At 65.0% G+C, this 11,635-nt stretch carries 14 protein-coding genes; 6 read left to right on the top strand and 8 right to left on the bottom strand.

Annotated features, from left to right (window positions below; all coding sequences use genetic code 11):
• Positions 1 to 3: 3 nt before the first annotated feature.
• The 5 genes from A5733_RS01490 to A5733_RS01470 all read right to left on the bottom strand — a co-directional run bounded on the left by A5733_RS01490 (position 4) and on the right by A5733_RS01470 (position 4,919).
• Entirely contained in the window at positions 4 to 861 is an 858-nt protein-coding gene (locus tag A5733_RS01490; RefSeq protein WP_076238800.1) for an ABC transporter permease, read from the bottom strand.
• A gap of 9 nt (positions 862 to 870) precedes the next feature.
• Positions 871 to 1,668, bottom strand: a complete 798-nt coding sequence (locus A5733_RS01485; protein WP_076238799.1) for an ABC transporter permease — start codon at positions 1,666 to 1,668, stop codon at positions 871 to 873.
• Between the two features lie 126 nt (positions 1,669 to 1,794).
• The gene (locus A5733_RS27800) at positions 1,795 to 1,959 is read right to left on the bottom strand and encodes a hypothetical protein (RefSeq protein WP_233152589.1); all 165 of its coding nucleotides are present in this window, start codon (positions 1,957 to 1,959) and stop codon (positions 1,795 to 1,797) included.
• Positions 1,960 to 2,232: 273 nt separating this feature from the next.
• On the bottom strand, positions 2,233 to 3,450 hold the full coding sequence (locus A5733_RS01475) for a CaiB/BaiF CoA-transferase family protein (RefSeq protein WP_076238797.1): 1,218 nt from the start codon (positions 3,448 to 3,450) through the stop codon (positions 2,233 to 2,235).
• Positions 3,447 to 4,919 carry an aldehyde dehydrogenase family protein gene (locus A5733_RS01470; protein ID WP_076238833.1) on the bottom strand — a complete coding sequence of 491 codons (1,473 nt, stop codon included), beginning with the start codon at positions 4,917 to 4,919 and terminating at the stop codon, positions 3,447 to 3,449. Before A5733_RS01470 ends, A5733_RS01475 begins: the two co-directional genes overlap by 4 nt.
• 266 nt (positions 4,920 to 5,185) lie before the next feature.
• Here A5733_RS01470 and A5733_RS01465 point away from each other — a divergent pair, with 266 nt between their 5' ends.
• The 5 genes from A5733_RS01465 (at position 5,186) to A5733_RS01445 (ending at position 8,889) form a co-directional block, all read left to right on the top strand.
• The gene (locus tag A5733_RS01465; RefSeq protein WP_076238796.1) at positions 5,186 to 5,887 is read left to right on the top strand and encodes an SDR family NAD(P)-dependent oxidoreductase; all 702 of its coding nucleotides are present in this window, start codon (positions 5,186 to 5,188) and stop codon (positions 5,885 to 5,887) included.
• Positions 5,888 to 5,929: 42 nt separating this feature from the next.
• Positions 5,930 to 6,805 (top strand): mycofactocin-coupled SDR family oxidoreductase, encoded by an 876-nt coding sequence (locus A5733_RS01460; protein ID WP_076238795.1) that lies wholly within the window; start codon positions 5,930 to 5,932, stop codon positions 6,803 to 6,805.
• A 34-nt stretch (positions 6,806 to 6,839) separates the two neighbouring features.
• Positions 6,840 to 7,034: a ferredoxin gene (locus tag A5733_RS01455; protein ID WP_067764761.1), complete on the top strand. Its 195-nt coding sequence runs from the start codon at positions 6,840 to 6,842 to the stop codon at positions 7,032 to 7,034.
• 30 nt (positions 7,035 to 7,064) lie between these two features.
• The gene (locus A5733_RS01450; protein WP_076238794.1) at positions 7,065 to 8,426 is read left to right on the top strand and encodes a cytochrome P450; all 1,362 of its coding nucleotides are present in this window, start codon (positions 7,065 to 7,067) and stop codon (positions 8,424 to 8,426) included.
• A 124-nt stretch (positions 8,427 to 8,550) separates the two neighbouring features.
• A complete protein-coding gene (locus tag A5733_RS01445) occupies positions 8,551 to 8,889 on the top strand; it encodes a hemophore-related protein (protein WP_076238793.1) in 339 nt (112 codons plus the stop codon).
• 181 nt (positions 8,890 to 9,070) lie between these two features.
• Here the strand turns inward: A5733_RS01445 and A5733_RS01440 are convergent, their stop codons facing one another.
• Entirely contained in the window at positions 9,071 to 9,850 is a 780-nt protein-coding gene (locus A5733_RS01440; protein ID WP_076238792.1) for a spirocyclase AveC family protein, read from the bottom strand.
• Positions 9,847 to 9,984: a hypothetical protein gene (locus tag A5733_RS27630; RefSeq protein ID WP_198938710.1), complete on the bottom strand. Its 138-nt coding sequence runs from the start codon at positions 9,982 to 9,984 to the stop codon at positions 9,847 to 9,849. The genes A5733_RS01440 and A5733_RS27630 overlap by 4 nt, the downstream gene beginning before the upstream one ends.
• 122 nt (positions 9,985 to 10,106) lie before the next feature.
• Between A5733_RS27630 and A5733_RS01435 the strand changes: the two genes are divergently transcribed.
• On the top strand, positions 10,107 to 10,742 hold the full coding sequence (locus A5733_RS01435; RefSeq protein ID WP_076238791.1) for a TetR/AcrR family transcriptional regulator: 636 nt from the start codon (positions 10,107 to 10,109) through the stop codon (positions 10,740 to 10,742).
• A gap of 3 nt (positions 10,743 to 10,745) precedes the next feature.
• Here the strand turns inward: A5733_RS01435 and A5733_RS01430 are convergent, their stop codons facing one another.
• On the bottom strand, positions 10,746 to 11,621 hold the full coding sequence (locus A5733_RS01430) for a mycofactocin-coupled SDR family oxidoreductase (RefSeq protein WP_076238790.1): 876 nt from the start codon (positions 11,619 to 11,621) through the stop codon (positions 10,746 to 10,748).
• Between the last annotated feature and the right edge of the window lie 14 nt (positions 11,622 to 11,635).

Here is an 11,635-nt window from a genome sequence, read left to right as displayed (position 1 = left end):
TCCCTAACCCGACAGGTTGAAGTTTCCGTTGGAGCCGTAGACCGACAGTGACACCAGCAGGGTCACCGAGACCACGACGATCAGCGAGGTACGGACGGCGTTGCCGACGGCCACCCCCACCCCGGACGGCCCGCCGGAGGCGAAGTATCCGAAGTAGGTGTGGATCAGCAGGATGGTGAGGGCCATCAGGACGGCCTGCAGGAACGACCACAGCAGGTCGATCGGATTGAGGAAAGTATCGAAGTAGTGCGAGTACAGGCCACCGGACTGTCCGAGCAACACCACGGTCGTGAACTGCGACGCCAGGAAGGACAGGATCACCGCGATCGCGTAGAGCGGCGTGATGGCGATCATGCCGGCCACGATGCGGGTCGACACCAGGTACTCGACGGGCCGGATGGCCATGGCTTCCAGCGCGTCGATCTCCTCGTTGATGCGCATGGCGCCGAGCTGGGCGGTGACGCCGGCACCGAAGGTGGCGGCCAGGCCTATACCGGCCACCACCGGCGCGGCGATGCGCACGTTGATGAATGCCGACAAGAACCCGGTCAGGGCCTCGATGCCGATGTTGCCCAGTGACGAATAGCCCTGGATGGCCAGCACGCCGCCGGTGGCCAGGGTCAGGAACCCGACGATCACCACGGTCCCACCGATCATCGCCAATGTGCCTGCGCCCATGGAGATCTCGGCGATCAGCCGGACCAGTTCCTTGCGGTAGTGCATGGCCGCGTGCGGGGTGCCGGCCAGTGCCTTGAGGTAGAAGAGCGTGTGATCGCCGATTCGGCTCAGCGTCGACACCGGCTTGCTGAACTGCCGGGTCACCCGCGGATAGTTCGTCCTCAGGATCGTCATTGTGCCCATGTTCGCCGCCTATCCCGATGTCATCCGGATACCGATGGCGGTGACCACCACGTTGATCACGAACAGCGCCATGAAGGCGTACACCACGGTCTCGTTCACCGCGTTGCCCACCGCCTTGGCGCCGCCGCCGACGATCGTCAGCCCGCGGTAGCAGGCCACCATGCCGGCGATCAAGCCGAACAGTGCGGCTTTGACGCAGGAGATGATCACCTCCGGCACACCGGTCAGCAGCGTGATGCCGGCCGCGAACGCGCCGGGGTTCACGTCCTGGATGAACACCGAGAACACGTAGCCGCCGAGGATGCCGATGATCACCACCAGGCTGTTGAGCAGCAGCGCCACCAGACCGGAGGCCAGGATGCGCGGGGTGACCAGGCGCTGGATCGGGTTGATCCCGAGCACCTCCATGGCGTCGATCTCTTCGCGGATGGTGCGTGAGCCCAGGTCCGCGCACATCGCCGTCGCGCCGGCGCCCGCCACGATCAGCACGGTCACCATCGGCCCCAGCTGGGTCACGGCGCCGAATGCCGCACCCGCACCGGACAGGTCGGCCGCGCCGAGCTCACGAAGCAGGATGTTGAGGGTGAAACTCACCAGCACGGTGAACGGGATGGCCACCAGCAGTGTCGGCGCCATCGACACCCGGGCCACAAACCAGCACTGTTCCAAGAACTCCCGGCCCTGGAACGGTCTCTTGAAGATGAACCGGATGGCGTCCAGCGACATCGCAAACAGTGCCCCGACCGCCTGCATCGGACCCGACAGGTTACGTGCCAGCGATACTCCGGTCGACCATTTATCTGCCATTGGCGAGTGGTCCCTCCAGGCTTGTGGCTGCGGACACCGCAGTCGGTGCGCCGATGTTAGGTGCTCCAGTGCGCGGGTGCTCGAACGGGTCGATTACATGCGTGCTGACCTCTGGCCCGAGCCGGGTCATGCCGCAACCTCCGACTCACCGCGTGCCAACCGGACGGTAGGGAAGGCGAAGCCGCTGATATCAACCGAGGCATGCTGAGCCGCAACAACTTTCAGATACAAAGCCGCTCGGGAAGCGGTGGGGCCGCCCTGGATCGGCAAATACGGGGTACGTTCGGACATCTGACGCACCTCCCGCTTTCTCTGGAACATCTTCACATCACCGGACCTACCGGTGATGCCGGACAGACTTGTCCATTCGACCGCCCCCCGACTGACCGATGCTATCGGACTCGGCAGTCCTCGCGAGGGCAAATACCGCAGAACTTGCTCAGCTGGTTGACAATTCGGGCGCAGCCCGTCGACCACCGGTAGCGGATGACCGTGGGCTGCGCGGCACACAGCCCACGGCGGGCGGTCTCCGGTGGAGGCGACGACGGACATGGCGACGACGGACTAGGTGACGGCGCCGGCGGTCTTGAGTTCGATGATTCGATCCCAGTCCAGCCCGAGTTCTACCAGGATGTCGTCGGTTTGTTCGGCGAAACCAGGGGCCGGACCGGTGCTCGGCGCCGTGACGTCGAATTGCACCGGGTTGGCCACCAACTCGAGTTCACCGGCCTGCACCAGGTATTCGTTGGCTCGGATCTGGGCGTCCTGCGCGGCCTGCAGCGTGTCTTGCACCGGGGCCCACGGACCGGCCAGCGTGGCGAATCGCTCACTCCACTCTGGCAAAGTCCGCTTCTTCATCGCCTCGGTGAGGATCTCGACCGCGTCGGGCGTGTGCTCGGCGAATGATTCGGCAGTCGCGAATCGCGGATCGTCGATGTAATGCTCCAGGTCCATGTGCCGGCAGACGTCGGCCCAGAACTTGGTCGGCTGCATCATCACGAACGAGATGTAGCGGTCGTCCGCCGTCCCGTACAACCCGACGAGCGGATTGATCGGCGAGCCGTGCACACCGGGCGGCGGCGTCACCATCAGCTGGTTGAGGTGCTGGGTCAGGGCCACGGTGTGACCCATCGACCACAGGCCGCTGCCCAGCAGCGAGACGTCGACGATGGACGGTTCACCGGTGCGTTCCCGCTTCACCAGTGCCGCGGCGATACCTCCGGCCAGGTTGGTGCCGGAGATCGTATCCCCGTAGGCCGGTCCGGGGGGCGCGATCATTCCCGGCATCCCGGCCGGGGTGATCGTCGCGGCGGTTCCGGCCCGGCACCAGAAGGCGGTCATGTCGTAGCCGCCCTTGACCGATTCCTCACCGCGGGGGCCCAACGCACTGCCCCGGGCGTAGATGATGTTCGGGTTGACCGCGCGGATGTCGTCGACGTCGATGCCGAACTTCTGCCGGTGCCCCGGCAGGAAGCTGGTGAGGAACACGTCGGCCTTTTTCGCCAGTTCCAGCAGGATCTCGCGGCCCTCGGGCACCGACATGTCCAACCCGATGCTGCGCTTGCCGCGGTTGGCGTGCTCGATGTTCGGGTTCGGGTCGCCCTCGACCTTGAGCGGCCCGGTCTGCCGTAACCCGCGCTGCGGATCGCCGGTCACCGCGTGCTCGACCTTGATGACGTCGGCGCCCCACTCCCCCAGTACGGCACCGGCCGAGGGGACGAAGCCGTACATCGCGACCTCGAGGACCCGGATACCCGCGAGCGGACCGTTATTAGCGCTCATGACAGCACCCGCGCAAACGTCTTCGTTTCCATGAACTCCTCGAGTCCTGCCGCACCCATCTCGCGACCGATACCGGACTGCTTGTAACCGCCGAACGGGCTGTCCGGGCTGAAGTAGTTGCCACCGTTGATCGAGAACGTCCCGGTCCGGATCCGCCGGGCCACCGCCAGGGCCCGGTCCTCACTGCCGAACACCGCGCCGGACAACCCGTAAATCGAGTTGTTCGCGATGCGCACCGCGTCGTCGTCGTCTTCGTAGGCGATCACCGCCAGCACGGGCCCGAAGACCTCGTCCTGGGCGATCTCGCTGTCCGGATCGACATCGGTCAGCAGTGTGGGCGTGTAGAAGAAGCCGGGGTCGACCTTCTCGCCGCCGGTCACCAACGTCGCGCCGGCCTCGACCGCGCGCTTGACCATCCCATCGACCTTGTCGCGCTGCTTCTCGCTGATGAGCGGACCCATGTAGGTCTTGGGATCGGTGGGGTCGCCATACCGGACCATCGCGAAGTTGTTCTTGATCAACTCGACGATCTCGTCCTTGTGTTTGGCCGGCACCAGCAGGCGCGAGGTCAGGGCGCAGCCCTGACCGGCGTGGGTGACCATGCTGAACGCCGAGAACAGCGCGGCGCTGTTGAAGTCGGCATCGTCGAGGACGATCGCGGCCGACTTGCCGCCGAGTTCCAGGAACACCTTCTTCAAGGTCTCGCTGGCCGCAGCCATGATGCGTCGACCGGTCGGGGTGGAGCCGGTGAAGGTGACCATGTCGACGTCGGGGCTCGTGGTGAGCACCGCGCCCACTTCCGGGTCCGCGCCCGAGAGCACGTTGACGACGCCGGCGGGGATGTCCGTGTGGTTGGCGATCAGCTCGCCGAGCGCCAACGTGATCAACGGGGTGTCCGGTGCGGACTTGAGCACGACGGTGCAGCCGGCCGCCAGCGCCGGTGCCAGCTTGGCCAGCGCCAGCTGGTTTGGATAGTTGTAGGCGATGATCGCCGCGACGACGCCGCCGGCTTCTTTTTCCACCCACCGGTGGTGCTGCATTCCGCGGCTCTCGATGTTTCCGAGATCCTCGGTCAGCGGGTAGGTCTTGAGCAGGTCGGCGTAGTACCGCACGATCTCGATCGGCCCGTCCAGCTGTGCACCGGCGCACAACGCCGCGGTGGCACCCACCTCGGTGGTGGTCAGCGCAGCGAGTTCCTCGCGGTGCTCGACCAGTGCGGCGTGGAACTGCTCGAGGCAGCGGATTCTCAGCTCGGTGTTGGTGGACCAGTCGGTGTTGTCGAAGGCCTCCCGGGCCGCGGCGATCGCGGCGTGGGCGTCGGCGACGGTGGCGTCGGGCGCGTAGCCGAATACCTCGCCGGTCGCCGGGTTGACGGAAGGAAACGTCCGCGGCGTCTCGCGCAGCTCTCCGCCGATCAACAACTTCCGGTCAGCCGGCTGGACATCGGCGATGGTGGGCGCTTCCTGCATCATCCTCCTCAGACGATTCCCTACTGTGATGGAAACTGCATTCTCATCACCGGCGAATCATACATTCGCTCGATGAGAACTCAAGTGAAAGATAGATTGGCTAGTCATGCCCCGTTCGGTGCAGATCAGGAGCCTGAGCCGCAGGTGTGCACGTTGCGCCCGGATCTTGCGGTCTGCACCTCTCCGAGAGTACGGTTCTCATAATCGGAAGGATGATTCTTGAGCGATGAGAAAGTCCGGCACCGCCCGGCGACCGGAGAACTGTCATGAAGAATGCCGTTGTCACCGGAGGAAGTTCAGGCATCGGGGCGGCCATCGCGGCCCGATTGCGCGCTGACGGTCTCCATGTAGCGACGCTCGATCTACAGGCCACCGACGACGAGTTCTCCCATGTCGCCGATGTGACGGATCGCGCCGCCGTCGACACCGCACTCGACGCTGTTCGTGCGCAGCTCGGCCCCATCTCGGTGTTGGTCAACGCCGCCGGCCTGGACTGCTTCAAGCGCTTCAGCGACATCTCATTCGAGAAGTGGCAGCAGATCATCGACGTCAACCTCAACGGCGTCTTCCACTGTGTGCAGGCGGTACTGCCCGACATGCTTGAGGCGGGCTGGGGTCGCATCGTCAACATCTCGTCGTCGAGCACGCATTCGGGCCAGCCCTTCATGGCGCCGTACGTCGCGGCCAAGTCCGCGGTGAACGGTCTGACCAAGAGCCTGGCGTTGGAGCTCGGCCCCAGCGGCATCACGGTCAACGCCGTACCACCGGGTTTCATCGACACCCCCATGTTGCGCAAGGCCGAGGGCAAGGGCTTCCTCGGCGACACCGACAAGCAGATCGAGCAGACCCCGGTGCGCCGCATGGGTAAGCCGGAAGACATCGCCGCGGCCTGCGCCTTCTTCATCTCCGAGGAGGCCGGCTACATCACCGGTCAGATCCTCGGCGTCAACGGCGGCCGTAACACCTGACGCGCACCTGCGCACGACACATCCATCAGCGAAAGGACAATTGTGGGAAGCAGCGTAGAAGGCAGGGTTGCCGGGAAAGTCGCATTCATCACCGGTGCCGGTCGGGGTCAGGGCCGCAGTCACGCGATCCGGTTGGCCGAAGAGGGCGCCGACATCATCGCGGTCGACATCTGTAAGAACTACAACACCGTCGGCTACACGATGGCGACGGCAGAAGACCTCGAAGAGACCAAGAACTACGTCGAGAAGACCGGCCGGCGCATCGTCACCGCCCAGGCCGACGTTCGCAACGAGGCCGAACTGCGGGCCGCGCTGGACGCCGGTCTCGCCGAATTCGGCAAGCTCGACATCGTCGTGGCCCAGGCCGGCATCGCCGCGATGAAGGGCCAGCCCGCCATGCAGGCCTGGACCGACGGCATCAACACCAACTTCGTCGGCACCATCAACGCCATCCAGGTGGCGCTGCCCCACCTCACCGAGGGCGCCTCGATCATCGCCACCGCGTCGGCCGCGGCACTGATGGACGCCCACAGCAAGCCCAACCCGGGCGCCGATCCGGGCGGCATGGGCTACATGATCTCCAAGCGTCTGATCTCCGAGTACGTCCACGCCCTGGCCACCGAGCTGGCGGTGCGCGGCATCCGGGCCAACGTCATCCACCCCACCAACTGCAACACCAACATGCTGCAGAGCGAGCCGATGTACCGCTCGTTCCGGCCGGATCTGGAGAACCCCACCCGCGCCGACGCAGAGCCGGTGTTCGGGGTCCAACAGGCGATGAAGGTCAACTTCATCGAACCCGAGGACATCAGCAACGCGGTGCTGTGGCTGGCCTCCGACGAGGCCCGGTACGTCACCGGGATGCAGCTGCGTGTCGATGCCGGCGGCTACCTCAAGTGGTACGACTACCACGTGTGATGCCGGATCAATTGAACTGAAAGGAGTTGGCGTAGTGAAGGTTTCGGTCGATGGCAGCCGGTGCCAGGGCCACACGCTGTGCTCGATGATCGCGCCGGACTCGTTCGTGCTCGACGACGTCGACGGTCACGCGTCACCGGTGTCCGAGGTGGTGCCCGCCGATCAGGAGGACGCGGTCCGCGAGGCCGCGCACTCGTGCCCCGAGCAGGCCATTGTCATCGAAGATTGACACCGACCGATTACCAAGGGAGACAACGCCGTGAGCATCCAGGATGTCACGACTGACGACGACCGCAAGAAGAACAACTACCACTTCGACCGGCACACACCGGAATACCGGCTGCAGTTCGAGAAGATCACCGAGGAGATGCAGTCCCGCTGCCCGATGGCCTGGACTGACACCTACGACGGTCACTGGGTGGCCGCCGACAGCAAGCACGTGTTCGAGTTGGCCCGCTGCCCCGTGGTGTCCAACCACCACGACATCAGCGGTGAGACGCCCTACCAGGGCATCACGATCCCGAAAGCCAGCCGGGCCACCGTCGTCCGTGGCGGCATCCTGGAGATGGACGAGCCCGAGCACAGTGCCTACCGAGGGGCGCTGAACCCGTATCTGTCCCCGGCCGCGATCAAGCGCTGGGTGCCGTTCGTCGACGAGATCACCCGCGCCGCACTCGATGAGCACATCGAGTCGGGCCGCATCGACTTCGTCGAGCACCTGGCCAACGTCGTCCCCGCGGTATTCACCTTGGCGATGATGGGCATCGAGCTCAAGAAGTGGAACGTCTACAGCGAGCCCACCCACGCCTCGGTCTACACCCCGGAACACTCCCCCGATCGCGAGAAGATCAACGAGCAGCACCGCGAGATGGGCATCGACATCATCAACAACATGATGGAGATCCGGGAGAACCCGCGGCCCGGTCTGGTCAACGCGATGCTGCAGCTGCGAATCGACGGGGAACCGGCGCCCGATATGGAGATCCTGGGCAACCTCGGTCTGGTGATCGGCGGCGGGTTCGACACCACTACCGCGCTGACCGCTCATGCCCTGGAGTGGCTGGGCCAGCACCCGGATGAGCGCACCCGGTTGAGCAACGAGCGCGCCACGCTGCTCGACCCGGCCACCGAGGAGTTCCTGCGTTTCTTCACCCCAGCTCCCGGGGACGGACGCACGTTCTCCGACGACGTCGAGGTCGAAGGGCAGCAGTTCAAGCAATACGAGCGGCTGTGGCTGTCGTGGGCGATGGCCAACCGTGACCCCTCGGTGTTCGAGAAGCCCAACGAGATCATTCTCGACCGAAAAGGCAACCGGCACTTCAGCTTCGGCATCGGTGTGCACCGGTGCGTGGGCTCCAACGTGGCCCGCACGGTGTTCAAGTCGATGCTCACCGCGGTGCTGGACCGGATGCCCGACTATGTGTGCGATCCCGAGGGCACCGTGCACTACGACACCATCGGCGTCATCCAGGGCATGCGCAACCTGCCGGCCACCTTCACCCCGAGCAAGCCGCTCGGCCCGGGTCTGGATGAGACCCTGGAGAAGTTGCAGCGTATCTGTAATGAGCAGGAGCTCGCCCGCCCGATCACCGAGCGCAAGGAGGCCGCCGTCATCGACTGATGCGGCTCACGGTTTTTGCGAGGACGCCTTGCGCGACTGCCGCCTGTTAACCTCGAATGAGGTCGGGTCCGGCAATCGTGCAAGGCGTCGCCATTTGAGGCGACCAACCTGGGGGTTTTCACACATGATCACATCGTCTCGGAAGTATGTCGTCGGCGCGCTCGCCGCGCTGGCCCTGGCTTTCCCGTTGTCGACCGGCGTGGCCTCGGCTCAACCCGACTTCAGCGCCGTCGTCAACACGACCTGTACCTACGACCAGGTGATGGCGGCGCTCAACGCGCAGCGCCCGGACCTGGCCCAGCAGTTCAACACCTCGCCGTTCGCCCAGGGCGCGCTGCGTAACTTCCTGGCGTCCGGCCCGGCCGAGCGCCAGCAGACCGTGACCCAGTTGCAGGCCAGCCCGGCGGCTCAGCAGTACTTCGGACCGATCAACATGATCGCCAACAGCTGCAACAACTACTGAGCCGACGCGTTCGACCGATCGGTTCGATTTTCTCGCCTTCCGCTGTCGCGCTCGAGTGCTCCGTCCAATGTCACGCTGGAGTGGGCTCTGGGTCTGAGCGTCACTCTGGTGTGACATTGGGTGGCACGCCGCGACGGCCGTCAGCACGTCTGACACTCGCCGCGCGTGACAGACGGCCCCATTACCGAGGTTGGTTCGGCACGCCGGGGAACAACTGCTCGGTCGGTCCGACGGTCACCCACCCGCCCAGCTTGGTGACCAGGTGCGGGGCGAAGACCGACGCGTACACCGCGTGGCCGACCACCACCACGGCCAGCACCGAGAGCAATCCGGATTTCAGCCGGGTCGCCGACACCTTGTCGGCCCACATCTCGATCACGTTGCGTCCCTGGGAATCCGTGCGGCCCAACAGATAGGTGAACACCATCATCTGGACACCCATCGCAACGGAGTCGTAAATCGGATATTGATGTCGGGTTCCTTCTGACAGGGCCAGTCCTTCGATCACGTAACCGTAATAGAACAGGCCGAGCCGCGCACCGATGATCGCGTTGAAGAACAAGGCCCACAGGAAGCCGACCCCGAACCCCACCATCAGCAGGACCTGGGGGCGCCGCCAGTTCCACCTGGCACTGACCCGGCGCCCCAGTGCGGCACCGATGATCGCCGGCAGGACGAAGTAACCCATGTAGCCCACTGGTACCGCCGAGGGCAGCCCGCCCCAGGTCATATTCAGCGGCCACCACGACGGCATCCGGGGCAGTTCGGGCGGGAACTGGGCGTACACCGCCCAGTCATAGGGCGCTTCGATCCAGGAGAACGACAGCGCCGAGATGCACAGCAGCAGCAGCGGATGCAGCCGCCCGCGCCGGACACTCAGGTAGATGCCGACGGCCAGGAACCCCAGACCGCTGATATGTGCGAACGCCACACCGGCGTTGATCAGGAACTGAACGTTCACGCCTCGGCCTCCGAACCCGCCGCGGGCTGCGACGCCGGCGGTGTGCGACGCGCCTCCGGATCGAAGTACAGCACCAGTCCGACGATCAGGACGATCAAGCCGAACAGGGTGCCCAACATGATGATTGCGCCCACTGTCACCTCCCGGGGACATGAAGTTCGAGACTTTTAATAGTGGACACTATTACAAGTCGTTGGTCAAGGTCACCTAGGCTGAAAGTCGAATCAGCCGGGCGTGGAGAGTCAGGAGATCGGCGATGCCGCAGGGACGTTCGGAGGCGAGCACGCGCCGCCCCCGTGGTGAGGCCCGCAGGCTGTTGCTCGACGCGGCGCGTGAGCTGTTCTCCCGCCACGGTTATCGCAGCATCACCACCCGTGAGATCGCCCAAGCTGCCGATGTCAGTGAATACCTGTTGTTTCGTCACTTCGGCTCCAAGGCCGGACTGTTCCGGGAAGCCATGGTGCTGCCCTTCACCGACTTCGTCGACGACTTCGGTAAGACCTGGCAGACCGTGGTACCCGAAGAGACCGACGAGGAAGAACTGACCCGGCAGTTCGCCGGACGACTCTACGATGTGCTCCTGCAACACAAAGGGCTGCTGTTGACCCTCGTCGCGTCGGACGGGCTCAGCGACGAAGAGGCCGAGAATACCGGCATCGCCGACATCAGACGGGCGCTCGGGTTGCTCGGCCAAATCAGCACGGAGGGCATGCAATTGCGCGGATTTCGATCGACGCAGCCCGACCTGCGGGCCCATTCCGCAGTGGCGCTGATCGTCGGCATGGTGGCGTTGCGGTCGACGTTTTTCGACGATCGTCCCCCGTCGCGGGAGGCGATCGTCGACGAACTCGTGCAGGCACTGCTCCACGGCTTCCTGCACCGGCCTGGCTGAGGTCTACTGAGGACCGTTGGGCCACTTGAGTAGTGAGCCCGCATCGACGCGGATGTGCTGGCCGGTGATATACCTGCTGTCGTCGCTGGCCAGGAACACCCCGAGGTGGGCCATGTCCTCCGGTTCGATGTAGGGAATCGGCATGGCCTGGAACAGATTGAACAGGGGCTCGGCGTCTTCGCGGGTGGCCGTCTTGCCTGCGGCCTTGAGATCGGGGCGGAACACCCCGTACATGCCCTCGTTCTGCAGCAGGTGGGTGTTGCAGTTGGTCGGATGGATCGCGTTGACGCGAATCATCCTCGGCGCCAGGTGAAGACACATCTCGTCGACGTACTCCATCACGATCCGCTTGCTCCAGCCGTATCCCGCCCCTCCCGGGCCCATGTCGGGGCTCGTGGTGGTGCCGCGGATCATGCCGGCCGTGGATCCGGTGACGATGATCGAGGCACCGTCGGGCAGGTGCGGAATCGCCACCGCGACGGTGTTCATCACCCCCAGCAGGTCGACATCGGAGGCGTCGACGAAACCCATCGGGTCGGGGTTGCCCATCGCCATCGGCAGGATGCCCGCGTTGGCGACCACAATGTCGACCTTGCCGAGGTCAGCGATCCCGGCCTCGATGGCCTCACGCAGCTCATGGCGTTCGCGGACGTCGGCCACCCGCGCGACGACACGACGGCCGAGTTCCTTGACCTTGCGTTCGGTCTCGGCCAGATCTTCGGGTGTGGCCAGCGGGTAGGGGTTGGTGGGGATGTCGCGGCAGATGTCGACCGCGATGATGTCGGCGCCCTCCTTGGCCATGGCGACCGCGTGCGCGCGGCCCTGCCCGCGGGCCGCCCCGGTGATGAAAGCGACCTTGCCGTCGAGCTTTCCGGACATAGTGTGCTCCTTGG

This window comes from Mycobacterium sp. NS-7484, assembly GCF_001953975.1.
In the GTDB taxonomy this organism is placed as follows: Bacteria; Actinomycetota; Actinomycetes; order Mycobacteriales; family Mycobacteriaceae; genus Mycobacterium.
Note: the sequence above shows the minus strand (reverse complement) of the source record. Positions and strands in the feature narration are given on the sequence as shown.